The organism is Flavobacterium cryoconiti, from assembly GCF_048158645.1.
Lineage (GTDB): Bacteria > Bacteroidota > Bacteroidia > Flavobacteriales > Flavobacteriaceae > Flavobacterium > Flavobacterium cryoconiti.
On sequence record NZ_JBLNKW010000001.1, the window covers coordinates 565393 to 592225 of the forward strand.

The window sequence follows — 26833 nt, forward strand, 5'->3', positions numbered from 1 at the left end:
AAGTTGTTGGTGTCTACTTTTAAACTTTAATGATTCATCTATTATCTATTTTTATTCTTTATAATTAATCCAAACTTTCATTTTTCCAATACCTCTATTAGACCAAGAATAATACGGAATAGCTTTTAATTTTTCGGTTTGTATGGTATTCACACCTTCTAAAAGGGAGTCATCTTTTTTAACTTTGAAAGTGTCTTTTGCATCAATGGTTATGGCGTCGAAATTAGTAGCATTATCAGCCTCTTCAATCGCATATACAATTGGTCCGTATTCTAAAGCTACTTTTCCTATATTACCTTCAACTTTAGTATTTGTAACAACTTCTTTCACTTCCATTGGGAAATCAAGAACAATTGTTTCCCCTTTTTTCCATTTTTTGGTAATGGTGATATATCCTTTATCTTCTTTATAGTCTATATGTTTTCCATTTATTGTAACTGAAGTTTTTGCAGTTGAGGTTTTTTTATAACTGTATAAATCTCCTGGTAGAACCTGATTTCTCACCCAGCTTGGGATACGCAATTTTAGGGTAAAAGGGATTTCGGTTTTAGGTGTAACAGTAAGAGAGACTTTCCCATCCCAAGGATAATTTGTTTTTTGTGAAATTTCCAAATTGTTTTTATCTAATGCTATTTTCGCGGTATTCGAAGCATATAAATTCACATAAAGCACATCTTTACTTGTCGAATAAATCAATCCCGGAATCGAAGGAATAAACCGAATTAAATTAGTTGGACAACAAGAACAATCAAACCACGATTGGCGAGTGCAAGAACCTCTATTGTTTTTGTAAACCCCATCTGATTCTAGTGCGTTTGGATAGAAAAATTGTTTTCCATCTAATGAAATTCCGGAGATTAATCCGTTGTATAATGTGCGTTCAATTACATTAAAATATTCTGAATTACCAGTTAAGTTATACAGTCTGTGATTCCAATAGACATCGCCAATAGCTGCGCAAGTTTCGTTGTAGGCTGTAAGGTTTGGTAATTCGTAGTTTGCACCAAATGCTTCGCCGTCATGTATAGCACCAATCCCACCAGTGATGTACATTTTCTTGTTGACCATGTTCGTCCACAAAGCATTCACGGCATTTAGGTAGTCTTTGTCGTTGTATATTGCGGCAATATCGGTCATTCCTGCATACATATACACTGCTCTTACGGCATGACCTACTGGTTCTTTTTGTTGGATAACGGGAATGTCATCTTGTGCATAAGTTCCATATAGTTTATGGTTTTTTGGATTTCCTCTATTGTGCAGGTAGTATTTGGCCAAATTTAAATAGGCTTTATTGTTAGTGATTTGATAGAGATTTACCAAACCAGTTTCTACAATTTGATGACCTGGAACGCCATGAACCTGGGTTGCTCCATCACCAAAAGTGCGTACTAACATATCGGCATTTTTGATGGCAATGTCCAAGAAATTTCTTTTCCCAGTAGCTTGATAATGCACAACGGCTGCTTCTATCAAGTGGCCTGAGTTGTACAATTCATGACTTATTTGCAAGGATTCCCAACGCTTTCCTTCTATCACGGGTACCCATGGTGCTGGTGGTTTAGCTGGATTTATAGTTCTCCAAGTCGTAAGATAACCATCTTTTTCCTGACCAATTTTCACAATGCTTATTAGCGAATCCAGTAAAGTTTCGAGTTTTGGATTGGGTTCACTAATTAAGGTGTTCGAAGCGCCTTCGATGATTTTGTATACGTCAGTATCGTCAAAGGGCATTTGTCCTTTTACGGTTCCTTTCATTTTACCGCCTGCAATTAAAAAATTATCAAGACGCCCTTCTTCTTCACATTTATGAATGGCATATTCGATGGTTTTTTCCTGTACCTTTTTTATTATTGGCAACCAGAACGCATCAGTCAGTTTTACATTTTGAATGTTTACAGGGGTAATGGTATAACCTGATTTTTTTATTGCATTTGATTTCTTTGTACGCTGTTGGCTCTGTCCGTAAACGGTCATTAATACAGAAATTGCTAGTATTGTTTTTTTTATCAAGGTCATTTTACCTGCTATTAATCGATTTATATATTTAGAATTTTGGCCATAAATTGGCATCCCATTGTAATTCTTTGATTTCTAATTTTGGTCTTCCATTATTCTTAATTTCATAAGCATGAAAAACAATGTAATCTTTCCCGTCAAAAGTATAGGTGCTGTTGTGACCTGCTCCATACCAGTTTTTATCCCCTTGAATCAATAAAGAACCGCCGCCTTCGGTCAATGGTTTTCCGTCTTTATCTACATAAGGTCCAGTTATATTTTTTGATCTTCCTATTACTACTTTATAAGTGCTGTTTTCACCTCGGCAACACAAATCCCAAGAGAGGAATAAGTAATAATACCCGTTTTTTCTAAATATAAATGGAGCTTCTAAAGCTGCATCGCCTGGGTCAGTATCTGCTAATTCAAAAGTTCGTTTGCGTTTAGCTATCGTATGCCATTCTTCGGGTTGAGCAATTGATTTTAAATCGGTAGTTAATTTTACCATTTTCAAACCATCCCAAAAAGAACCAAAAGCCAACCAAGGAACGTTATTTTCATCGAATGTTAAATTTGGATCTATTGCATTCCACATATCACGGTTAGGAACTGATTGAATTACAATTCCGTGATCGACCCATTTGTAAGCCGGGTCTTTTGGATCTAAAGTGGTATTAGTAGCCAGCGCTATCGCCGAAGTATTTTTTGCGAAAGCAGAAACTGAATAATATAAATAGTAGATGTTGTTGTGAAAGGAAACATCAGGTGCCCAAATGTGATTTTTAAAATCAGGAACTACAGAATCAACCCAAACAGGTTTTTCTTTAAATATTGCAGGTTCCGGATTCCAGTTTTTCAAGTCTTTCGAACTAAAAACGCTAATTCCTTGTCCTGTACAATACAAATAGTAAGTGTCTTTTTGTTTAATCATTACAGGGTCGTGGACGGTAATGTCTTGCGCCCATGATAAACAGCTAATAAATAGGGTTAGGGGAAAGATTAGATTTTGTATTTGTTTGTGTAATTTCATGTTTTACTTTTTTTAACCATAGAAGGCATTTAAGAAAATGTAAGTTTAAATGGTTTTATTAATCGTTTCTTTTTAAAGCAATTCCTGAAAGCTGCTTACTGTGTTATCCCTTCCGAAGTCATAATTACTCGTTTCATAGTTCCATCTTCATTGTAATACAAACGGTCTACACAAACGGATCTTCTAAAACTGCCACCGTTGGGTTGAGTAGCACCATTGTGATAAATAAAATAATCTTTTCCTTTGAACGCAATGATAGCTTGATGATTTGTATTTGAGTTTCCAGCGAGTTCGTTCAAAATTCCTTTGTATTCCCATGGACCATTGATAGATTTACTCATGGCATAGGCGATTTTTTCAGGAAATTGATAAGCGTAGGACAAATAATACCAATTGTTATGTTTATGAATCCAAGGAGCTTCGGTAAAATTGGGTAAAGAGATTGTTTGTATTGGACCATCAAGTTCAATCATGTTTGCTTTTAATTTTGCATAATGACAAACGGAATTTCCCCAAAAAAGATAGGCTTGACCATCATCATCAATCATGACTGTTGGGTCTATATCATCCCAATCAATCTTGGTTTGTGTGGTCATATCATTAGTAACAAGCGCTTTTCCTAAGGCATCTTTGAAAGGTCCTGTTGGACTGTCAGCAACACCAACACCTATGGCTTTGCCATTGATGGCTCCATGTGAAACGGTTACATACCAATAAAATTTTCCGTTGCGTTCAATAACTTGAGAAGCCCAAGCATCGGATGTTGCCCAAGCAAAATCAGTCACTTTAAGCGGTACGGGATGCTCTTCCCAATGCACCATATCCGATGAGGAATATACCAGCCATTCATTCATTTTATAAAAATTGAAATCATTTGGCGCTTCATCGTGACCTGCATAAAGATATACTTTGTCTTTGTAAACTAAAGCTGCAGGATCACCGGTGTATTTATCTTTTATGATGGGGTTGTTGAGTACTATTGAATTACTGCTTTTTCCCCCATTGACGGAAGCCATACCTTCATCATTTTTTACTGTTTTACAAGAAGAAATTAAGACGACGGAAAATAGGGTTAAAAATATGTTTTTCATTTTTTGTTTCATTTTTTATTCAAACGCCCTTCCTAAAATAGAAAGGGCCGTTTGTGTTTTTTAATTAAATAGCAAAAGGAAATAGATTAGTTTATTTTTTTACCCCAAACTGGAAGTCCTCCTGCAGTAAGTCCGGAATAGGTAATGGTTACTTTACGGGTTGCACTTTCCCAGTCCCAAGCATCGCTTACTTTACATTTATTTCCATTTACGGTTAATGTTTTATTGGTACTGTCATACGACCAAGTTCCTGTAGCACCACCGCTCACTTTTTTGTCGGCAGTTAAGTATATTGTGACTGATTTCTGAATGACTTTGTATTGGTAATTCATTGTTATTTGTTCCCATGTTCCTATAAAGGAGGTTTCGGTAATGGTTGTGGTTGGTACTGCAGCATAACGTTCGGGAGCAATTACGGGCCATCCGTCTTCTGTCCATTGTATGCCACGAACGTGACCCATCATTATTGCATTAGAAACGGCAATTCCTGGAACTCCTTCCGGTAAACGTGCTTGAGACGAATAAAACCATTCTTTGGTTTCTGGGTTTTGGAAAACAGCACAATGTGAGATTCCAACCCAACCGGTATGATTATTAAACGAATAAGGATGTGTTAGCATTGGCCAACAATCGGCACCACTGGTCACATCAGCACCATTGATTCCCAGATAGGGACCCATGATGTTTTTCGAACGAGCCACACGAGTATTGTAGGGCACATCAAGTCCGTCATACGCCATAAATAGATAGTAATATTCAGTATCTGAATTGTAGATAATCTCTGGTCCTTCGGAACCTTGCCAACGACTTGTAGCATTACGAGTGGCAATGCGCGTTCCATAATCACTCAGCGTTTTCAATTGATCCGGTTTCCCAGTTGTAGGATTCAATTTTAAGGCTGCAATACCAGAATGCCAAGATCCGTAAATTAGGTATTGTTCTCCTTGAGGAGTTTCGATAAAACTAGGGTCAATAGCATTGAATTTGAAATAAGCATCATCCCAATTTCTGGTGCCTGTAAAAGAATATGGTTTTAATCCGTCAGGTTCTGAACAAACAACCATTCCTTTATCTGTCCAAACATTTGAAGCTAAATCATCGGTTTCAGCCAAACCAATAAAGGCTCTTTCACCCCAAGTGTTATCAAAAGTACTTCCAATTATAGGGTTATCGACCACAATGCTGTAATACATGCGGTATTTGTTGCCCACTTTTCGAACACAAGGTGCCCAATACCCATAATTAGGATTTTCAATTGGTGGTAATGCAGGATTCATTCTTGCTCTTTTGTTATTCAAAGAATCCTTTACCCAAGCCGGAGCTGTGGTCATAGATGATCCCATAAATTCCCAATTGACAAGATCTTTAGAACGTCTGTAAAAAAAATGTCCATGTCCTTCAGTGGCGTTTCCATAAGAAGCATCCGTTTGATACATATAATAATAATCGCCACATTTGGCAACTGTTGGGTCGTGAACGTTTGCCAAATTCCATTGTGAATTAGAACCCCAAGAAGAAATAGAGGTGTAATTATCTAAATAGCTAGGTCCAGGAAAACCGGGTACAACCACTACTGGCGGTACAGGAGTTGGTGTTGGAGTTGGGTTAGGAGAGTCACTGCTCGAACAACTACTAATGGTAACAGCTACTAAAAAAAGCACTAGATAGGGTACTAATTTTAAAATGGAATTTGATTTTTTCATTTTATTCTTTTTTATTTACCTTCTAACATTATTACAGAAAAAGGAGGAACAGTTATTACTAACTTACCCTTTTTTATTTCAAAACCTTTGAAAGCGGTAGGTTGGATTTTTGTTGGGTTGTCAAAGGAATTGAAATCTTGCAATTTTGGGGATGTTAATAGGCTCCCCGAAACATTTTTGATTCCAAGTTCTTTTATGTCGATTTCGATTTTGTTTTCTTTTTTAGAGTCAATATTTACTAATGAAATATGAACTAATCCGTTTTTATCTTTTGATGCTGAAGCAGATAATGCCGGAAGTGTTTCGCCATTATAGGTGTATAGTGGCGAATTTATTGTAATTGGTAATAATTTTGCATCTTGATGTACGCTATACATTTGCATCACATGATAAGTAGGTGTCAAAATCATTTTGGCTTTATCCGTAAGAATAACGGCTTGCAAAACATTTACGCATTGCGCTAGATTAGCCATACGAACTCTGTCAGCATGGTTATTGAAAATATTAAGAGTTGCCCCAGCCAAAACAGCATCTCTCATCGTATTTTGTTGGTATAAAAATCCAGGATTGCTTCCTTTCTCTACATCGTACCAACCGCCCCATTCATCTACAACCAAAGCAATTTTTTGTTCCGGATCGTATTTATCCATAATGGCGCCATGTTTGGTAATAAGTTCATCCATTTTTAAGGCTTCTTTCATGGTGGTGAAATATTGCCCTTCAGTAAAATCTACTGCATCTCCTTTTTTGTTCCATTCAATTACAGAATAATGATGCATTGCTACACCACCCAACATACTTCCAGGGATATTCTTCATTAATGTTTCGGTCCAATTATAATCGGCATCACTTGCGCCAGATGCAATACGCATTAAACCGCCTGTGTTTTCCCAATCAGACATAAATGTGGCATATTTACGGTATTCGCCAGCATAATAGTCGGGTTTCATATTACCACCACAACCCCAAGCTTCATTACCAATTCCCCAAATTTTCACTTTCCAAGGTGCAGTTCTGCCATTTTTTTTACGCAAATCACTCATTGGGCTTTTACCTCCAAAGTTGGCGTATTGTACCCAATCAGAAAGTTCCTGAACGGTACCGCTTCCCACATTTCCGGATAAGTAAGGTTCTGCTCCAAGTAATTCACATAGGTTTAAAAAATCATGAGTTCCAAAACTATTGTCTTCAGTAGTTCCTCCCCACCATTGATTTACGATTGTTGGTCTGTTCTCTTTTGGACCAATACCATCTTTCCAGTGATACGTATCCGCAAAACAACCGCCTGGCCATCTTAAATTAGGGATTTTTAATTTTTTAAGAGCATCAATAATGTCGTTACGTACTCCATTTGTATTTGGTATTTTTGAAGTATCCCCAACAAAGAAGCCACCATAGATTGATCTTCCTAAATGTTCTGCAAAATGTCCGTAGATATTTTTATTGATAGTAGGTGCATTGGCAGTATTTTTTATAGAAAGTACTGTGGTTTCTTTTTGTGCAACAATAATTTGATTGCAAAAAGTAAAAATAAATAAGATTAATAGGGCTTTTTTCATGTTGTCTCTAAGTTATAATATCACATGGTAAGCTAATTAAAAGCTTACCACATGATACTAAAGAATGCTAAAATTATAATTAACTAACTCAAAATAATATTAATACCCTTCATTTTGAACGGTTCCTGGATTGTAATCCTTTTCTTTTTGAGGTATTGGAAAATATTCTCTCCCTTTTACATAAGAATTAAATTCGTCGTCTCTTGATTTTAACCATGCTAATTTAGCATCATCTTGTAACCAACCCCAACGGCGAATATCATCAAAACGGTGTCCTTCAAGAGCAAACTCTAAAAATCGTTCGTGACCTATTTGGTCTCTCATACCGGCTTGTGTTAATCCCGGTTTTGCAGTACTTAAGTTCGGCAAACCTGCTCTATTTCGTACCATTTGAATGTACGTATATGCGCCAGGAGTATCACCTGTTTCGTTCAAGGTTTCGGCATACATCAACAAAATATCTGCATAACGCAATAAACGCTCGTTGATGCCTGATTTCCAGCCAAATTCATCTGCTTTAGTTTCTGAATTTTCATATTTATTACAAAAAATATCATTTAAATTACCTGGGTCAGTGGCATATCTTGTTGCAAAATCAACTCCGTATAATTTTACGCCACCTGGTTTATTGTACATTATTGTTGCAATTAATCTTGGATCTAATTGATTTGTGGTCGTTTTTTCAACTTGAAATTCATTAAATAAGGTACGAGTAGGTTGTACATCTCTCCAGCCAAAACCAGCAGGAGCATATGTAATAGCTCTTGCCGTAGCTTGATTCCAGGTGCCGTTTGGAATTCCTCCTTGTGGAAAAATATTTGTTCCACCTAAAGAAGAATCAAATTGAACTTCAAATAGAGATTCAGAATTGTTTTCGTTTGCTTCTGTAAAATTATCTCTGTAGTTTGATACTAATGAATAAACGCCTAAATCGATAACTTTTTTAAATGTGGTTTTTGCGTTTTCAAAATCTTTGGTAAATAAATACGCTTTTCCTAAATATCCTAAAGCAGCTCCTTTTGTTGCACGCCCTTTTACTCCGGCGTCCAGTCCTGTAACACCACTGTAAGATGTTGGTAACAAGTCGGCTGCCATTTTAAAATCGGCAATAACTTGAGCCCAGCCTTCTGCATTTGTTTTTTGCGGGTAAGTTGCAGCTGGTTCTGTTGGAACCGGTACGTTTTGAAACATATTTACGACATGGAATAAATACAATCCTCTCAAGAAATAGGCTTGTCCTAATATTCTGTTTTTAAGCGCAGCATCGGTCATTTCAATACCGGGTACTCTAGAAAGAACCTGATTGGCACGGTTAATACCAATATAGTAGGTTTCGTAAGCCCAACCATAAATAGCAAAATTATAAACATCACTATTAAAATGACCTACATTATACATTGCATCCCATGGACTATTACTGTGCGAATCATCTGCCTTAAGGTCTAAACACAGTGGAGTGCTTCGTTGATAGGATCCATCATTAACTAATGTTGCATAGGTTGCAGTTAAGCCTTTCATAGCATCGGCATCTGTTTTCCAAAATGATCCTGTGGTATCTAAATTAGGATCGGCTTGTACTAAATCTTCATCGTTTACACAACTCGTGGCTAACACAAAAAGTGAAAGAGAAAGCGTAGCGTAACTTAATATTTTATATTTCATCTTTATATTTTTTACTTTATTAACTTTATTAAAATTCAATTTCTAAGCCCAATGCAAAAGTTCTTGGATTTGGAAACGAACCTCCTTCATAACCTCTGGAAAACAATCCATCACTGATGAAATCTGGGTCATATCCTTTGTATTTTGTCAGGGTTAGTAAGTTTTGACCGCTTGCATACACTCTGGCTTTACTTATTGCTTTAACGTTTTTAAGATTAATATTATATCCTATTTGAGCATTTTGTAATTTTAAATAATCACCACTTTCAATAAATCGGTTTGAATCTCTCCCGTTTGAATTAGGATCGCCAATAATAGGACGAGGAACATTTGTATTAGTATTTATTGTAGTCCAAAAATTCAACATATCAGTACTGGCATTGGAATATTGACCAGCCATTAAATCACGATAAGTAGAGTTGAATATTTTATTACCTGCACTTCCTTGCCAAAACATAGAAACATCAAAGTTTTTATAAGAGCAACCTAAGTTTAATCCAAACGTATATTTTGGTATGGCTGAACCTTGAAAAGTTCTATCATCGTTTGTAATTTTACCATCACCATCAGTATCTCTAAATTTAATATCTCCTGGTCTAGCGTTGTTTTGCAAAGGAGACGCAGCAACCTCGGCATCATTTTGGAAGATTCCAATAGCCTCGAATGCGTATAGTTGACCTATTGACCCACCAACTACGGTTTTTGAAGCCGCTCCATAAATTGGATCATTGTTTTTGTTCAGTTGTAATACTTCATTTTTTAAAGTAGTAAAATTAGCCGAAACATTGTATTTAAAAGGATTGTCGTTATTCGTGTAAGCCAAAGAGAACTCTAATCCTGAATTTTTTACTTTAGCTACATTTGACGTAATAGCTGCTGGAAAAGCACCTGACGACAATGGAACTGGACCATCAGCAATAAGATCTGAAGTTTTCTTTTCATAGAACTCTCCTGTGAATTGTAATTTATTATCAAAGAATCCTAATTCTAAAGCGATGGAGGTTGATTTAGAAGTCTCCCACTTAATGTCTGGATCTTTACTTGTTACAACCGAAGTTCCTGGGAGTAGTTGTGAAACTCCAGCTGCATTAGTAAAGGAATACCCGATAAATGGGTTTACCGTTTCTGCATAACTATAGGCTCCTAGTGTGTTATTTCCTAAAATACCATAACCACCTCTAATTTTAACTAAACTTACCCAAGTTGGTAATTTAATAAATTTTTCACTACTCAACTTCCAACCCCCAGATGCAGAATACGCATTGGCTGTGTTATTTTTTTCAGCAAAAAGAGAGGATTTATCTTGTCTGAAATTACCTTGAATAAAGTAGCGATCGTCATAATTATAAGTAAACCTAGTGATGTAAGATTTTCCGGTTACTCTAGATTCATATTCTCTAGTACTCGTTTTGTTAGCAAATTCTAAATGTGTAATCGCTCCTGTAGCAAATCCTAATCCGTTAGAAATATGATTGTAGTGATTAAAATTTTCTTGTGTCAAACCACCCAAAACTTCTATGTTGTGCTTGCCAACATTTAAATTATAGGTTAATGTGTTGTCAAAAAAGGTTCTGGTTTCATTTCCATTACTTACATCCAATGTTGCTTTTTCTTCAGGTACAACAAAATACCAACCTAAATCACTTGGCGGGTTGAAATATTTGTTCTTGAAGTCTAATCGGTCAACACTAACATTTACTTTGTATTTTAAACCCTTAACAATTTCATATTGTCCCCAAACATTTCCTATGAAACGATTTCTTTTGCTTTCGTTTTGTATTAGGTTATTAAAACCAATAACATTCAAAGAAATAGCTCTTTGCAAGTTTGAGTCTGCTCCTCCGTAACCTCCAAGTCTATTTTCGTCATAAACTGGAATCGTAGGAATTGCAGTTAACAAACCGCTTATTGCTGTTCCAAAATAAGTGTTGAAATTTTCTTTGCCGGATTGGGTGTAGGATATTTTTGTACCGTATTTGAATTTTCCTTTGTTTCCGTTCAAATTCAAATTAATAGCATACCGCTCATACTGTTGTGGGGTTTTAAGGTAACTATCGTGGTTAAGGTAATCTAAATTCAAATTATACGCTAGCGATTCAGACCCTCCTGAAAGACCTAACGAATGATTTTGAATTACACCTGTGCCAAAAGCTTCTTTTTGCCAATCAGTATCTACGTTGTTTATATAATAAGGACTGCTTGGGTTATTTCCCGGAGCAATATTAATGGGAACTCCAGCTTGTAAATCTCTATTGGCTTCAGCTACATTAGCAATTGTTTGATAACCAACTCGGTCTGTTAATGACCATCTCTTGGCTACATTTTGCACACTTAATACTGATTTGTATTTGATGACCATAGCACCCGATTTACCTTTTTTTGTGGTAATAATAACGACTCCATTAGCACCTCGAACTCCATAAATAGCTGCCGACGATGCGTCTTTCAGTACTTGAATAGATTCTATATCACCAGTTGCTAAATCATAAGGACTGTCTAAAATAACACCGTCAACTACCCAAAGAGGATTGTTGTTAGTAAAAGAACCAATCCCTCTAATTTTAATGTTTACAAATCCTCCTGGCTCTCCGGATGATTGTACGGTAACGCCAGCAACCTGTCCTTGCAGCATTTTGGCAACATCATGTGTAGCAGTTTTTTTTGCATCATTTACGTTTACAACAGCAATAGCTCCTGTAATATCCGCTTTCTTTTGTGTTCCGTATCCAATAACAACTACTTCGTCGAGTTTATTCAAATCATTATTCATTACTATGTTTAGTTGAGATTTGTTCCCTACAGTAACTTCTTGATTTGCAAAACCTATATAACTAAAGACAAGAATATCATTTGAGTCCGCTTTTATTGAATATTCTCCATCAAAGCCAGTAACAACTACTTTGTTGGTACCTTTTATTAAAACATTTACACCTGGTAAAGGCATCGCGTCTTTTGTTGATGTAACGATTCCTTTTATAGTCTTATCTTGTTGTGCAGAAAGAGTATAGGAAGAAAATAACATAACTATTATTGCTAATAGCCATTCTTTTCTTGGCAATAAAAAATTGCAATAGAAAAATAATCGTTGGTTTGTTTTCATTCTGTTTTGTTTTGGTTAATTTATAAGTGTGTATTTTACATTTGTAAATTTAATTAAAAAAAAACTACAAAAACAAATTAATCTGATAAAAAAAACTCCTTAAAAAAATACATCTTGTAAATTAAGTGTAAAAACAACATTTAAATATTGTGGTTTTGTAAAAAAAGTTCCCGTTTTTACAATTTATTTATTTAAAACCCACCCTTTTAGTAAAAAAACAAACTTTTCTACAAAAAACGGGATGGGTTAATTATTTTAAAAAAAATTGAAATATTCTCTTTTTAAACTATAAATCAGAGTGATATTGTAAAAAAAGTCTTGTTTAAAACTTAGTTTTTTTAGAAAAAAAGCCAAATTGTAACCTGATAAAGAATCATTTTTCTTCTCAATCGATTGAAATGGTATTTCATAAATCAATAATTTTGAAATTCAACGTGTTATCTTTTTCAAATTAGAAGCTAAAAAGGGTATTTTTGAAATGTGTAAAGCCTTATTTAAATGAAGTGTTAATTACTTATTGAACCCTATTTTAGAGTGTCATTTTTTGTTTTAAATTTACGAAGTGTAAAATCTACATTAATAAAATTATGAAACCTTTAAGGAAGTTTATATATTTACCCTAAAAAAAGGAGTATGCTTAATAGTTATAGTTCTGCGGATAAAGTTTTATTGGCGGTAGATTGTATCATTTTTGGTTTTGATGATGAGGGTTTAAAAATACTTTTGATTAAAAGAGATTTTGAACCTGAAAAAGGGAAATGGTCTTTAATAGGGGGGTTTCTTAAAAAAGAAGAAGTGTTAGATACTGCCGCAATTAGAATTCTTGATCGGTATACAGGTCTTCAGGATATCTATATGGAACAACTATATGCCTACAGTGAAATAAATCGTGACCCTGTCGAAAGAACTATATCGGTTGCTTATTATGCATTAATTAATATTGAGAATCACAACGCAGAATTAACTCAAAACTATCATGCACAATGGTTTAGTATTGCTCAGGCTCCTAAATTAATTTTTGACCATGATTCTATGGTAGAACATGCCATTAGAAGATTGCGTTATAGAACTTCTATAAAACCGGTTGGATTTGAGCTTTTGCCAGAAAAATTTTCCATGCGTCAATTATTGGAATTATACGAAGCTATTTTAAGTAAAGAACTGGATAAAAGAAATTTTATCAGTAAAATCAATTCGTTAGATATTCTTATAAAATTAGAAGAGAAAGACATGATGTCCTCCAGAAAAGGATCGTACCTATATACCTTTGACAAAGAAAAATATGATGCAAAATTATTGGATAATTTTGTATTGAATTTATAAATAGTTTTAGCCTGTTTTCAGAGCATAAAAAAAGGAAGCCTTATTTAAGAGCTTCCTTTTTTTGTATAACTAACTAAAATTAGGCAGAGATAATCCTATTTTCTTTGATTTACTACAATTTCAAGATCTCAGATTATTTCTTATAAATCAGAACTACTGCAATTATAAAATGACTAAAAATAAGTAGTTCTAAATTTTGGGTTTAACTATTTCCTTTGTTATAATCTGCTAAAAATGTTGCTAAACCACTATCCGTAAGGGGATGTTTTAGCAAACCTTCAATGGCGCTTAATGGACCAGTGATTACATCGGCTCCAATTTTTGCACAATTCAAAATATGCATGACGTGACGTACTGAAGCAGCTAAAATTTGTGTTTCATACCCGTAATTATCGTAAATCAATTTGATTTCGGCAATTAATGCCATTCCATCTGTTGAAATATCGTCTAATCTTCCTATGAATGGAGACACATATGTTGCACCGGCTTTAGCAGCTAGTAAGGCTTGACCTGCTGAAAATACTAAAGTGCAATTGGTTCTGATTCCTTTATTCGAAAAGTATTTTATTGCTTTTATACCATCTTTAATCATTGGAATTTTCACCACAATTTGAGGATGCAAAGCCGCTAGTCTCTCTCCTTCGGTAATCATTCCTGCAAAATCAGTTGAAATTACTTCGGCGCTAACATCACCATCTACCAATTCACATATTTTTACGTAATGTGCAATAATATTTTCAGCTCCCGTAATTCCTTCCTTCGCCATAAGCGATGGGTTAGTGGTTACACCGTCTAGGATTCCTAGATCATTGGCTTCTTTTATGTCTTTTAAATTCGCGGTATCGATAAAAAATTTCATTTCTTTATTATTTAGTTTTTTGATTATTTAGTTACTTTCTTCAATATATTTAAGGATTGCTGCACAAGCGTGTTCACTTGTAAATCCAAATTTTTCGTCCAATACACTTGCTGGAGCTGAATAACCAAAATGGTCCAGTCCAATCACTTTTCCGCTGTCGCCAATCAAGCCTTCAAGATTTACCGGAAGTCCGGCAGTCAATCCAAATACTAATTTACCTTTTGGAATGATGCTTTCTTGGTATGATTTTGATTGTTCTTTGAACAGGCCTTCGGATATAATTGACGCTACGTTTATTTTTAGATTTTTAGATTTTTCTAATATAACTGCGGCTTCTAAAAGTGTTGCCACTTCTGATCCATTTGCAATTAAAGTGATGTCAGGATCTTGCGTAGATTTAACCAAATAACCTCCTTTTGTTGATTCAGTTGCCTCTTCATATCTTGAAGTTCCTTGTGCTGGAATGTCTTTGATGTTTTGTCTCGAAAGAATCAAACCTGTTGGTGTTTTGGTATTGTTTAATGCCATATTCCAAGCAACTGAAGTTTCTATGGCATCTGCAGGACGCAGCGCCAGTAAACTTTGATTTCCTGAATGGTTTTTTATTTTTTCCATTAAACGAATTTGCGCTTCCTGTTCAATAGGTTGGTGTGTTGGTCCGTCTTCACCCACTCGGAATGAATCGTGTGTCCAAACATATTTTACCGGAAGTTCTTGAATAGCGGCTAATCGAATGGCAGGTTTCATATAATCAGAAAAGACAAAAAACGTTGCCACTACAGGAATAACGCCTCCGTGAAGTGCAATTCCATTAGCAATTGAAGTCATGGTAAGTTCCGCAACTCCAGCTTGTAAAAAGGCTCCGCTAAAATCATTTTTTTGTAAAACAGATGATTTTTTCAAGAATCCGTCAGTTTTGTCACTATTGGATAAATCTGCTGAAGAAACAATCATGTTTTCCACGTTTTCCGCTAAATAGGCCAATACAGCGGATGAAGCATCTCTAGTGGCGGCATTTGGTTTTTGGATAACGCTGCTTAGATCTAATTCAGGTAGCTTTCCGGATAAAAACAAATCCATCTTTTGAGATAGTTCCGGATTTTCTTTTCTCCAACTTGCTATTTGAAGTTTTTTATAGGCTGATTTTTCCGCTTTTATTGCTACTATTTTTGCATAATGCGTTTCCACTTCTTCAAAAATGGCAAACGGATTTTCAGGATTTGCATTCAGATTAATAAGCGTTTTTACATAATCTGCTTTGGTGTCACCAATTGGTTTTCCATGCAATTCACATTCTCCTTCGTACATAGCACCAGTTGCGGTAACACATCCTTTTCCCATAATTGTTTTTCCAATTATCAGAGTAGGTTTTTCAGATTCTGCATGAGCTTCATTCAACGCTTTTCTAATTTGATCATGGTCATGACCATCAATGGTTATTACGTTCCATCCCCAAGCTTCATATTTCATGGCTGTGTTTTCTGAGGTAACTTCCTCTGTCATAGAAGAAAGCTGCACATCATTAGAATCATAGAACATGATAAAATTATTCAATCCTAAATGTCCCGCGATTCTCCCAGCTCCCTGAGAAATTTCCTCCTGAACACCCCCATCAGTTATGAAACCGTATATTTTATGATTGAAAAGTCCCTTGAATCTCGCATCTAGAAATTTTGCTGCAATGGCAGCTCCCACCCCCATAGCATGTCCTTGGCCTAGAGGACCTGATGTGTTTTCAATACCTCTAAGTACATCTACTTCTGGGTGACCTGGTGTAAGAGAACCCCATTGTCTAAAATTTTGAAGGTCTTCTTTTTTATAATTTCCCAATAAATAATATTGAGAATACATTAATGCGGATAAATGCCCGGCATCCATAAAGAAACGATCCCTAAAAGTCCAATCCATTTCTGTAGGATCAAAATCTACATATTCAGTGTACAAAATGTGCATAAAATCAGCACCTCCCATAGCACCTCCCGGATGTCCTGAATTTGCTTTTTCTACCATAGAAATGGCAAGTGCTCTTATATTATCGGCTGCTAATTGGTCAATTTTTTTATTCATAATTTAATTGTCATAATTTGGTGTAAATAGAAAAAAGTACATAGTTCGTTTTTAGTATAGGCATTTCAACATAGAAATTTTAAAGTTTATAAATCCATTTCAAACGGTTCTGTTTTGAAGTGGTTGGTCAAAATTTAATGTGCTAATAGCTTTAAAAACGGATTGCTGTATTTAATTATTTTTTTCTGTGGTTTTTAAATCAATCAAATAAGAGGCTGTTTTTGAGTGAATAACGTAGAAATTAATAATAAGTGTAAAAAATACATTTGCAAATATATGTAAATTTATTTTACAATAACAAATAAATTATTTTTCTTGCTTTTATAAAATAGGAATCACATTTTCTTTGCCAATAAAAAATGAGATCCCTATTTTTTTGAATTCATGTTTGCAAATAAGAGAATTGTTTTTTATAAAGAATTCCGAATAATTAAGGCGCACTTGTTTTCTATTTGTTCTTTTTTTCCTTGTAGAATCATCTGTGCCATAATTTTCCCCATGGCTTCAAAATTCGTGGAAATTGTTGTAATTCCATTTGCCACTACTTTTTTGAGAGGAGTTTCGTTATAGGAAATAATGCCAAAATCACTGCCTAATTTTAAGTTTTGAAGCTTTGATTTTTCAATCACACGAACTAGGTCTCTGTCGTTTGGTATGATGTATACTTCGCCGATGCTTATTTCTCTGTCGGTAAACTCAGTAATGACTTCGTAGTCAAATGAATAGTCGTTGCAGAAATCTAAAAAACCTTCTTTCATTCCTGGTGGTTCTCTAAATCCAGGGAAAATCATAATGAGTTTTTTGTATTTGTTTAACCTGGATTTTCCTTTGCATAACCCATCAAAGATGTCTTTCTTGTGATTCTGGTAAATTGCGGGATAGGATTCTAGTTCAATATTGGTCTGATCTAGTATAAAAACTTCATTTACTGGTAGGGTTTTTATAAATTCAGCTACATCGATTAAGTTGGTTGGCATTATAATGTACTTCGTGTAATTCCCATTATTGTCATTTATTAGTTTTTTAAAAACTTGTACATTAAAATAATGGAAAAAAATATCTACCTGCGCATTTTTTCCAATATTTTTTACAAATGAATTATAAGTGTCTTCTTTGAAAATGTTTAATTCATCAAAAAGTAAAAAAATCCTTTGTTTTATAGTGATTTCAACACTTTTAATATAGTATCCTTTCCCTGGAATAGCGTAAACAATACCTCTCTTTTTCAATTCATCGTATGCCTGTAGAACAGTGTCACGTGATAATGAAGAGGCCAAACAAACTTTATTTACAGAAGGAAGTCGGTCTCCTTTTTTTAGTTTTTCTTCTTCTATTGCCTTTTCAACTGAAAGAATTATCTGTTTATATTTTGGAACTCCGAGATTGTTTTGAATCGAAATAATTTTCATAAATAGATATTTTTCGTGCAATATACAAAAAACTGGTAGGTACTGGTATGCTAAAGTGAATTATTCGTATAATTTTGAATTTAATATTTCGTAAAAAAATAATCAAAATAAAACATATATCATATTTTATGTCTAATTATATAATGGAATTATTTGGTTTAATGCCCGGAGGTGAGATTGTCGATTCTTGTGAATTGACTAACAAAAATGGAATGCAATTAAATGTTATTAATTATGGTGCTACCATTACCTCATTAAAAATGCCATTGAAAAATGGAGGAATTGTGGATGTAGTTTTAGGATTTGATACTTTAGAAGGCTACGTCGAATCATTTGATTTAGAAAGTGCTCCTTATTTTGGAGCAACAGTTGGGAGATTTGCAGGAAGAATAAAGGATAGTGTTTTTAGTTTGAATGGAAAAAAAATTCAATTGAATAAAAACAATAATAACCATTCATTACATGGCGGAAAAGCCAATTTTAGTCAGAAAATTTGGAAGATAGAAAATGTAAATGAAGGTAAAAACCCATCAATAACGTTATCATACGTCAGTCCAAATAATGAAGAGAATTATCCAGGAGAATTAGCAATTGAGTTAACCTATACATTATCTGAGGAAAACGAATTAATTATAGAATACAAAGCAAACACTACTGAGGATACCATTGTGAATTTGACGCATCACAGTTATTTTAATCTTGATGGTCACGAATCCGAAATCTCAGAACAGGAATTGATTATAAATTCCGAGAAAATGTTAGAAACGACAAATGAAAATATTCCAACAGGAAGGTTTTTAAATACTGCTAATTCTTCGTTTGATTTTAGTCAACCAAAAAAATGTCCTTCAAAAATTGATACAACGTTTGTTTTAGAAAAAGGAAATGAATTTTCGGCTTCACTTTTTAATAAAAAGAATAATCTAAAAATGGCGGTTTATACGAACCAACCGGGTGTTCACATTTATGTTGGAGGCAATTGTTTCAATACTGTAAAAGGAAAAGAAAATGTAGATTATCATTCGTTAAGTGGTATTTGTTTTGAAACACAAAATTTTCCTGATGCGCCAAATCACGAACATTTTCCGAATTCAATTTTAAAAAAAGAAGAGATTTATCAGCATAAAACAATCTATAAGTTTCAATCCTTTTAACAAAAACTAATTATAATAATTGCTGTTTTTTATTTTTTTTAAATTTTTATTGTACCCAAAAAATGAAGTTGATTCCAAAACATATTATTTTTCTATTGCTAATTACACTGACTTTTTCTTCTGGAAAAGTGCAGGCGCAATCTAGAACTAAAGTAAACTTTGGTTTTGATTGGGAATTCAAAAGAGAAGAAAAAATGGCTTCCAATTGGGAGAAAATAACGATTCCACATACTGATAAAATTGAACCTTTGGTAGTCAATAATCAGTTTCAGGGAACATCATGGTATCAAAAAAAGTTCAAAGTTGAAAATTCAAATAACAAGAAAGTCTTCCTTTATTTTGAAGGGGTAATGCAAGAAGCAGATGTTTGGATAAACGATCAAAAAATAACCAATCATAAAGGGGGTTATTTGCCATTTACGGTAGATATCACAGCTTTTTTAAATTTAAAAAAAGAGAATACGATTAAAGTTAAAGTCAATAATGAAGACAATCCAGAATTTCTTCCGGGGAAACCGTTGAAGGATTTAGATTTTAATTATTATGGTGGAATTTATAGAAATGTATATCTTCTTACAACAGATAAATTATACATTACCAATGTCGTTGAGGCAGATAAAAAAGCAAGTGGAGGAGTTTATGTAAACTTTGATAACATCAATAAAGAGAAAGCTTCCGGAACAGTTCAAGTACATTTGAAAAATGAATTTGCAGTTGCTAAATATGTTTCATTGAAATTTATTCTAACTACCAAAGCAGGCGGAAAACTAGAATTTAAATCCGAAGCATTCGCAATAAAAGCCAATTCAGATAAAGCAATTACTCAAAATATTGAAGTAAAAGATCCAAAATTATGGTCAATTTCGAACCCAAATTTATACCATTTAGAGGTTCAGGTTATTTCAAATAATAAAATGATCGATAGTTATTCGGAAAAAGTGGGAATCCGAAAATCCGAAATAAAAGACGATGGTTATTATCTCAATGACGAAAAAGTATACATTACTGGAACAAACGAGCATCAGGAATATCCGTATTTAGGATACGCTATTTCGGATGAAGCACAATATCGTGATGCGGTGAAAATTAAAAATGCAGGTTTTGATTTTGTCCGATTATCACATTATCCACATGCCGAAGCATTCTTAAATGCTTGTGATGAATTGGGAATTTTAGTAATGAACAGTTTGACGGGTTGGCAGTTTTTCGGGAATGATACTTTTCAAAAAAATGCTATCAAAGATATTCGGGATATGGCGAGAAGAGACCGAAATCATCCGAGTATTATTTTTTGGGAAGCCTCTTTGAATGAAACCGAAATGAGTGAAAGTTTTATGAAAGAAGCGACAAAAGCCTTGAAAGAGGAATTGCCTTTTGCTCATAATTACAGTGCCAGTTGGATTGATAGCGATAATTATGATTTGTTTATACCTGCGCGTCAGCACGGAAAAGCACCAGATTATTGGACCAAATACAACAAAGGAAATCGTAAAATTTTCATTGCTGAATATGGTGATTGGGAGTATTATGCGCAAAATGCCGGATTTAATCAAAAGGAATTTTCAAATTTGAAAGAAGATGAAAGAACTTCCCGTCAGTTGCGTAGCAATGGTGAAAAAAGATTGTTGCAACAAGCCTATAATTTTCAGGAAGCGGCTAATTCGAATAGAAAAGGAGTACAGACTATTGGTGAAGCAAACTGGGTGATGTTCGATTACAATCGCGGTTACAGTAATGATTTAGAGAGTTCTGGAATAAGCGACATTTTTAGGATTCCAAAATTTGCCTACTATTTTTATCAAAGCCAACGAGATACAAATAGCATTTTAGACAAAAAAATAGTTTCTGGCCCAATGGTACATATTGCGAATTATTGGACTTCAAATTCTCCATTGAATGTGACCGTTTACAGTAACTGTGATGAAGTTGCTTTGTATTTGAATGATGTTCCTGTTGGGAAACAAAAACCAATAATAAATCAAAATAGTGATGAATTAAAACATGCGCCGTTTGTTTTTAAAGTAGAAAAATTCATTGCGGGAACTTTGCGTGCTGAAGGTTTTGTCAAAGGAGAGAAAGTGGTTTCAAATGTGGTAAAAACACCAGAAAGTGCTGCTAAAATAGTATTGAGTTATGATGTTTCATCAAAAGCAATCAATCCGAATTCTCCTGATATGGTTTTTGTTTATGCCAAAATCACGGATGAGAATGGAACTATTATTCCTGATGCGACTAATGAAGTGACTTTTGCTTTAAGCGAAGGCAATGCTGAATTAATAGGTGAGAATCCAGTAAAGGCCGAAGCGGGAATCGCCACGATTATTCTTAAAACTGCAAACTTAAAAAAATCAATAAAAATAACGTCAAGTTCTGAACGATTACAAAAAGGAACACTTACAATTTCTAAATAATGAATGATATTTTAATTAAAAAAACGACCACTTTTTTTAAAGAAACATTTGGCGCTGAGCCACAAAAAGTAGTGCTTTCTCCGGGAAGAATCAACATCATTGGGGAACATATTGATTACAATGATGGCTATGTTTTGCCTGCAGCGATTGATAAAATTATTTGTTTTGCTTTCGAAAAAAGCAATTCTAATACTTCAAGAATAATCGCCATAGATCTTGATGATGAATTTGAAATTGATGTTACTGATTCAATGCAATTAACGGATAATGTTTGGACTAATTATATCCGTGGTGTTGTTAATCAATTGAAAATAAATGGTTTTGAGTTTCAAGGATTCAACTGTGTTTTTAGCAGTAATATTCCTGTTGGTTCCGGTTTATCTTCTTCGGCAGCTTTGGAATGTGGTTTCTTATTTGGAATAAATGAACTATTCAATTTGAATATAAAACCAGTTGATATTGCACTAATAGGTCAAAGTGCCGAGCATTGGGTAGGAATCAATTGCGGGATAATGGATCAGTTTTCAAGTGTTATGGGTCTAGAAAATAAAGTGATAAAAATTGATTGCAAAACATTGGAGTTCGAATATCATAATGCGGATTTCAATGATTATTCTTTGATTTTATTCGATTCGAATGTAAAACATTCATTAATGACATCGGCTTATAATGAAAGAAGACAGCAATGTGAAGAAGGTATTGCTATTATAAAAAATAATTTTCCTGAGATAACAAGTTTTAGAGATTGTAAGGAGCAACATGTTTTAGAATTGCAAAAGGTAATGAGTGCCAATGTTTTCAAAAGATGTCTTTTTGTTGTAAAAGAAATAAATCGGGTAAAACTAGCCTGTGAAGCATTAGATAATGGAAAAATTGAAGTTTTAGGGCAATTGATGTTTGAAACGCACGAAGGTTTGTCAACTGATTATGAAGTAAGTTGTGCTGAATTAGACATGATTGTTGATACTCTTAAAGAGGAAGAAGCGGTAGTTGGTTCCCGATTAATGGGTGGTGGTTTTGGAGGTTGCACCATCAATTTGATTAAAAAAGGGCATGAAGAGCGAATCAAACAACAACTTTCCGCACTTTATTTTGATGCTTTTGGAATAGAATTAAAAATTTATGATGTTAAAATCGGAAACGGTACATCACTTTATAACAATAACTAGGATGAAAAAATTTGATATCAACGAAGATCCGCACAGACGCTATAATCCGTTAATTAACGAATGGGTCTTGGTTTCTCCACATCGTTCTAAACGTCCTTGGCAAGGGCAAAATGAAACTGTTACTTCAGACGCATTGCCAGAATATGACCCGACTTGTTACTTATGTCCAGGAAATGTTCGAGCCAATGGGGAGGTAAATCCAGCGTATGAAAATGCTTTTGTTTTTGAAAATGATTTTGCGGCCTTAAAGCAAGAAGAAATTGCATTTGAAGAGGACAAAAATCAAACTTTTTTCAAAGCGCAACCTGAAAGAGGAATTTCCAGAGTGGTTTGTTTTTCACCAAAACATAATCTTACACTGCCGGAAATGCCTGTTGCTGCCATTGAAAATATAATTCATACTTGGCAAAAAGAATATACAGATTTAGGTAATGTTGATTACATCAATCACGTTCAGATTTTTGAAAATAAAGGAAGTGTTATGGGATGCAGTAACCCGCATCCGCATGGACAAATCTGGGCGCAATCTTCATTGCCGACAGAAGTAGAGAAAACGCAAAATAACCTGAAAGCGTATTTTGATAAACATGAAAGCACACTTTTGCAAGATTATTTGCAAGAGGAATTAAAACTAAACGAACGTATAGTAATCGAAAATGATCATTTTGTGGCATTGGTTCCTTTTTGGGCAATTTGGCCTTACGAAACCATGATAATCAGCAAGCGTCATTTTGGAAAAATCACTGATTTTACAGAAGCAGAAGTGAAAGCTTTTGCTACAATTTTGAAACAATTGACAACTAAATATGACAATCTTTTTGAAACGTCATTCCCATATTCATCAGGAATTCATCAGTCTCCAACTGATGGAGAATTACATCCTGAATGGCAATTTCACATGCATTTTTATCCACCATTATTACGCTCTGCAACCGTAAAAAAATTCATGGTAGGATATGAAATGCTTGGTGAATCACAACGAGACATTACTCCTGAAAAGAGTGCTGAAATTCTAAAAAACCTATTAGGATCTCATTATAAGCATTCCCTATAAACTACACAGAATATAGTAAAATTTCCGAATGAATTGATTTTTAGCTCAATTTCAATTTCTTTCTTTAGCAAGGAAGGCTACTATTCTTTTGTGTTTTTTTTAAAGGATAATTAAATAAATCCCAAAAAATTATTAACTAATCAATTTTTAAAACCATGAATTTATGAAAACCATTAAGAACGTAAATCAGCTGTTAAGGATTAAAACATTCTTGACATCTAAACTCACTCTGTCAATAATCATTATGACATCGTGTATTAGTTTACAGGCTCAGAATACCATTACTGGGTCCGTTGTAGATCAAAAAACATCACAAACTGTTATAGGCGCTTCGGTAGCTGTAAAAGGAACAGCGAATGCAACCATGACTGACGGTGATGGAAATTATAAATTAAATGTAGCTGACCCTAATGCTACGCTAGTTTTCTCTTATATTGGATATACTAAAGTAGAAGAAGCTATTGCGGGTAGAAAAGTGATCAATGTTTCACTTAAAGAAGAGAATAATACCTTAGATGAAGTAGTAGTAATTGGATACGGTACTGTTAAGAAAAGTGATTTAACTGGAGCTGTTGGAGGATTAAAAGCAGCACAATTAGATTCTCAAAGTAATACAAATTTAGGGAGTGCAATACAAGGTAAAATTGCCGGTGTTACTGTAGAGTCTGCGGGTGGTGCTCCTGGTTCTGGAACCAGAATTCAGATTAGAGGTGCAGGATCATTAAACAATAACAATCCTTTGATATTGGTTGATGATATTGCTGTTGCCTCAATGAATAACCTTAACCCAAATGACATCGAATCAATTCAAGTTTTGAAAGATGCTTCTGCGGCTGCAATTTATGGTTCACGAGCTGCAAATGGTGTAATTTTAATTACTACCAAGAGCGGGAAAAAAGGAGAAATGAAAGTGAGTTTTGATTCATTTTATGGAATTGCCAGTGTAACCAAAAAACTTGATTTATTAAATCAAGAACAATGGGCAAAGGTAAGTAATGCAGCATATAGTGCAGCAGGTAAAGCACCACTAGATATTGCTTTAAACCCTCAGGTTCCTGGAGCAGGAATTAATTGGCAGAATGAAATTTTCAGAGCAGCTCCTACACAAAACTATTCATTAGGGCTTTCTGGAGGTTCAGATAATTTAAAATACAATATGTCTTTGAGCTACTTTAATCAAGAAGGAGTTATCAAGGAAACTAATTATGACCGTGTTAACTTAAGAGTTAAATCGGATTATAAAAAAGGAATTTTTAAAATTGGAGAAACAGTAATGTTGACCAAAGAAAAAAGAAATGATTTACCAGGAATACCAGGACAAGGAAGAAATATTCTTGGAGCTGCTATATCTATGATTCCAGGATTTGCAATTTATAATGAAAATGCAGTAGGTGGATATGGTGGAGCATCAGGTGCAGTTACGGATATATTCAATCCAGTGGCAGCTTTGAATCTTTTTGATGTTAAAAATGATTACTACCAAGCATTGATTAATACTTATGCTGAAGCAAGTTTCTTTGATGGTTTTAAGTATAAATTAAATGTTGGTGTAACTGCTTCAGAGCATAAAAGTTATAACTATACGCCACGTTATGAAGTGGGTGGATTCTTTAAGAATTTAAAAAATACTTTAGCGGAAGGAAGTGAATTAAACCAATACTATCAAATTGAAAATACTTTAAACTATTCTAAAAAATTTGGTAAGCATTCGGTAAACTTATTGGTAGGACATACTATTTATGAAAATAATTTCCGTTCTATTTCAGGTTCTGTTCAAGGTATGCCTGATGGTATATTTGTTTTAGCAGGTGCTGAACAACCAGCTATATCAGGGTATGCTACTGAGAGTAAATTGATTTCTTATCTTGGACGTGCGATATATTCGTATGATAATAAATATATCCTTACAGCAACTTTTAGACGTGATGGTTCTTCTCGTTTTAGCCCAGAAAATAAATGGGGAAATTTCCCTTCCATTTCTGCTGCATGGGGAATAGGAAAAGAACAGTTTTTCAAAAACTTAGGTTTACCTGTGTCTGAATTTAAAATACGTACTAGTTATGGTATCTTAGGAAATCAAGAAATTGGAGATTACCAGTATCTTGGGTCAATTACATCAGGTATAAGTTATGGTACAGGAGAACCAAATACACTTTGGATAGGTAACATTCAAACAGATTATCCTGCGATTGGATTAAAATGGGAATCAACTTCAACGGCTAATGTTGGTTTTGATTTAGGGTTATGGAATGGTAAATTAGATTATACTTTTGATTACTTCCAAAAAAACACTTCCGATTTACTTTTACGTGTGCCAATTCCATTGTCTGTAGGTTCTAGTAATGATCCTTATACTAATGCTGGTAAGGTTTCAAATAAAGGTTTTGAGATGGGATTAACGTACAATCAAAAAGTTGGAGAAGTTAATTTCTCTATAACTTCTAATATTTCAAGTGTAAAAAATCGTGTTGATGAATTGAGTACTGGAAGCCAGATTCTTGCAGGTTCTAGCGGATCATTTCACGGATCAGCAGTGACATACAGTAAAGTGGGCTATCCTATTTATTCTTTTTTCCTTGTTAAGACTGACGGATTATTCAGAACACAAGAAGAACTGGATGCACATAGTGTAAATGGAAATCCTATTCAACCTAGAGCGCAAATAGGGGACATAAGATATGTTGATTATAATGGAGATGGAAAAATTGATGCTGGTGACAGACAATTTAGAGGAAGTGCTTTCCCTGATTTTGAATATGGATTCCGTCTTCAAGCAGATTGGAAAGGAATTGATATGACACTTGCTCTTCAAGGAGTTCAAGGAAATGAAATATATAATGGAAATAATACAGACTTAGCAACAGTAAAAGCAAATACAAATTATGCTAGTTCAACTTTAAATTCATTTACTTTTAATCCAAACTCTAATTTTCCAAGATTAAATATTGATGATCCAAATGATAATGGTGCTGATTACTCAGATCGTTTCCTTGAAAATGGATCTTATCTTAGATTAAAAACGATTCAATTAGGATATACGTTTCCTAATGACTTAAGTCAAAAATTAGCAATTGACAAATGTCGATTCTATGTTGCAGGTGATAATCTTTTCACTTCTACTAAATACACAGGATATAATCCAGATGTTTCGGCTGATGGACTTGGAGGTAGAGGAATCGATTATAAATCTTATCCATTAAGCAAGACTATTATTTTTGGTATGCAACTTAACTTTTAAATCAAC

The 26833-nt window shown here is 34.3% G+C and carries 16 protein-coding genes; 6 read left to right on the top strand and 10 right to left on the bottom strand.

What is annotated here, in order from left to right; genetic code table 11:
* Positions 1–51: 51 nt before the first annotated feature.
* The 7 genes from ACM55H_RS02335 to ACM55H_RS02365 form a co-directional block, all read right to left on the bottom strand.
* Positions 52–2019 carry a glycoside hydrolase family 127 protein gene (locus tag ACM55H_RS02335; protein ID WP_416834974.1) on the bottom strand — a complete coding sequence of 656 codons (1968 nt, stop codon included), beginning with the start codon at positions 2017–2019 and terminating at the stop codon, positions 52–54.
* Between the two features lie 28 nt (positions 2020–2047).
* Complete coding sequence (locus ACM55H_RS02340) at positions 2048–3028, bottom strand: arabinan endo-1,5-alpha-L-arabinosidase (RefSeq protein WP_416834975.1); 981 nt, start codon at positions 3026–3028, stop codon at positions 2048–2050.
* A gap of 95 nt (positions 3029–3123) precedes the next feature.
* Positions 3124–4119: a glycoside hydrolase family 43 protein gene (locus tag ACM55H_RS02345; protein ID WP_416834976.1), complete on the bottom strand. Its 996-nt coding sequence runs from the start codon at positions 4117–4119 to the stop codon at positions 3124–3126.
* A gap of 86 nt (positions 4120–4205) precedes the next feature.
* Positions 4206–5822 (bottom strand): arabinan endo-1,5-alpha-L-arabinosidase, encoded by a 1617-nt coding sequence (locus ACM55H_RS02350; RefSeq protein WP_416834977.1) that lies wholly within the window; start codon positions 5820–5822, stop codon positions 4206–4208.
* 11 nt (positions 5823–5833) lie between these two features.
* A complete protein-coding gene (locus tag ACM55H_RS02355; RefSeq protein WP_416834978.1) occupies positions 5834–7381 on the bottom strand; it encodes an alpha-N-arabinofuranosidase in 1548 nt (515 codons plus the stop codon).
* A gap of 99 nt (positions 7382–7480) precedes the next feature.
* On the bottom strand, positions 7481–9043 hold the full coding sequence (locus ACM55H_RS02360; RefSeq protein WP_416834979.1) for a RagB/SusD family nutrient uptake outer membrane protein: 1563 nt from the start codon (positions 9041–9043) through the stop codon (positions 7481–7483).
* Between the two features lie 28 nt (positions 9044–9071).
* Positions 9072–12143 carry a SusC/RagA family TonB-linked outer membrane protein gene (locus ACM55H_RS02365; RefSeq protein WP_416834980.1) on the bottom strand — a complete coding sequence of 1024 codons (3072 nt, stop codon included), beginning with the start codon at positions 12141–12143 and terminating at the stop codon, positions 9072–9074.
* A 633-nt stretch (positions 12144–12776) separates the two neighbouring features.
* On the opposite strand from ACM55H_RS02365, the gene ACM55H_RS02370 reads away from it, so the two are divergent.
* Positions 12777–13466 carry an NUDIX hydrolase gene (locus ACM55H_RS02370; RefSeq protein WP_416834981.1) on the top strand — a complete coding sequence of 230 codons (690 nt, stop codon included), beginning with the start codon at positions 12777–12779 and terminating at the stop codon, positions 13464–13466.
* Between the two features lie 202 nt (positions 13467–13668).
* Here the strand turns inward: ACM55H_RS02370 and fsa are convergent, their stop codons facing one another.
* From fsa to ACM55H_RS02385, 3 genes are all read right to left on the bottom strand, one after another.
* Positions 13669–14325 (bottom strand): fructose-6-phosphate aldolase, encoded by a 657-nt coding sequence (fsa, locus tag ACM55H_RS02375; RefSeq protein WP_039110452.1) that lies wholly within the window; start codon positions 14323–14325, stop codon positions 13669–13671.
* Positions 14326–14352: 27 nt separating this feature from the next.
* Complete coding sequence (locus ACM55H_RS02380; RefSeq protein WP_416834982.1) at positions 14353–16392, bottom strand: transketolase family protein; 2040 nt, start codon at positions 16390–16392, stop codon at positions 14353–14355.
* A gap of 410 nt (positions 16393–16802) precedes the next feature.
* Positions 16803–17801: a GntR family transcriptional regulator gene (locus tag ACM55H_RS02385; RefSeq protein WP_416834983.1), complete on the bottom strand. Its 999-nt coding sequence runs from the start codon at positions 17799–17801 to the stop codon at positions 16803–16805.
* Positions 17802–17929: 128 nt separating this feature from the next.
* On the opposite strand from ACM55H_RS02385, the gene ACM55H_RS02390 reads away from it, so the two are divergent.
* From ACM55H_RS02390 to ACM55H_RS02410, 5 genes are all read left to right on the top strand, one after another.
* Positions 17930–18955, top strand: a complete 1026-nt coding sequence (locus tag ACM55H_RS02390) for an aldose epimerase family protein (RefSeq protein ID WP_416834984.1) — start codon at positions 17930–17932, stop codon at positions 18953–18955.
* A gap of 62 nt (positions 18956–19017) precedes the next feature.
* Positions 19018–21366, top strand: a complete 2349-nt coding sequence (locus ACM55H_RS02395) for a glycoside hydrolase family 2 protein (RefSeq protein WP_416834985.1) — start codon at positions 19018–19020, stop codon at positions 21364–21366.
* Entirely contained in the window at positions 21366–22535 is a 1170-nt protein-coding gene (gene galK / locus ACM55H_RS02400; RefSeq protein WP_416834986.1) for a galactokinase, read from the top strand. Before ACM55H_RS02395 ends, galK begins: the two co-directional genes overlap by 1 nt.
* A gap of 1 nt (position 22536) precedes the next feature.
* Positions 22537–23589, top strand: a complete 1053-nt coding sequence (locus ACM55H_RS02405) for a UDP-glucose--hexose-1-phosphate uridylyltransferase (RefSeq protein WP_416834987.1) — start codon at positions 22537–22539, stop codon at positions 23587–23589.
* A 163-nt stretch (positions 23590–23752) separates the two neighbouring features.
* Positions 23753–26827: a SusC/RagA family TonB-linked outer membrane protein gene (locus ACM55H_RS02410; protein ID WP_416834988.1), complete on the top strand. Its 3075-nt coding sequence runs from the start codon at positions 23753–23755 to the stop codon at positions 26825–26827.
* Positions 26828–26833: the final 6 nt, after the last annotated feature.

Excerpts from the sequence above, each read along its gene's own strand:
- ACM55H_RS02345 (WP_416834976.1), bottom strand. The coding sequence starts at position 4,119 with ATGAAAAACATATTTTTAACCCTATTTTCCGTCGTCTTAATTTCTTCT.
- ACM55H_RS02365 (WP_416834980.1), bottom strand. The coding sequence starts at position 12,143 with ATGAAAACAAACCAACGATTATTTTTCTATTGCAATTTTTTATTGCCA.
- ACM55H_RS02380 (WP_416834982.1), bottom strand. The coding sequence starts at position 16,392 with ATGAATAAAAAAATTGACCAATTAGCAGCCGATAATATAAGAGCACTT.
- ACM55H_RS02390 (WP_416834984.1), top strand. The coding sequence starts at position 17,930 with ATGTCTAATTATATAATGGAATTATTTGGTTTAATGCCCGGAGGTGAG.
- ACM55H_RS02355 (WP_416834978.1), bottom strand. The coding sequence starts at position 7,381 with ATGAAAAAAGCCCTATTAATCTTATTTATTTTTACTTTTTGCAATCAA.
- ACM55H_RS02370 (WP_416834981.1), top strand. The coding sequence starts at position 12,777 with ATGCTTAATAGTTATAGTTCTGCGGATAAAGTTTTATTGGCGGTAGAT.
- galK (WP_416834986.1), top strand. The coding sequence starts at position 21,366 with ATGAATGATATTTTAATTAAAAAAACGACCACTTTTTTTAAAGAAACA.
- ACM55H_RS02335 (WP_416834974.1), bottom strand. The coding sequence starts at position 2,019 with ATGACCTTGATAAAAAAAACAATACTAGCAATTTCTGTATTAATGACC.
- ACM55H_RS02350 (WP_416834977.1), bottom strand. The coding sequence starts at position 5,822 with ATGAAAAAATCAAATTCCATTTTAAAATTAGTACCCTATCTAGTGCTT.
- ACM55H_RS02360 (WP_416834979.1), bottom strand. The coding sequence starts at position 9,043 with ATGAAATATAAAATATTAAGTTACGCTACGCTTTCTCTTTCACTTTTT.
- ACM55H_RS02385 (WP_416834983.1), bottom strand. The coding sequence starts at position 17,801 with ATGAAAATTATTTCGATTCAAAACAATCTCGGAGTTCCAAAATATAAA.
- ACM55H_RS02395 (WP_416834985.1), top strand. The coding sequence starts at position 19,018 with ATGAAGTTGATTCCAAAACATATTATTTTTCTATTGCTAATTACACTG.
- ACM55H_RS02405 (WP_416834987.1), top strand. The coding sequence starts at position 22,537 with ATGAAAAAATTTGATATCAACGAAGATCCGCACAGACGCTATAATCCG.
- fsa (WP_039110452.1), bottom strand. The coding sequence starts at position 14,325 with ATGAAATTTTTTATCGATACCGCGAATTTAAAAGACATAAAAGAAGCC.
- ACM55H_RS02340 (WP_416834975.1), bottom strand. The coding sequence starts at position 3,028 with ATGAAATTACACAAACAAATACAAAATCTAATCTTTCCCCTAACCCTA.
- ACM55H_RS02410 (WP_416834988.1), top strand. The coding sequence starts at position 23,753 with ATGAAAACCATTAAGAACGTAAATCAGCTGTTAAGGATTAAAACATTC.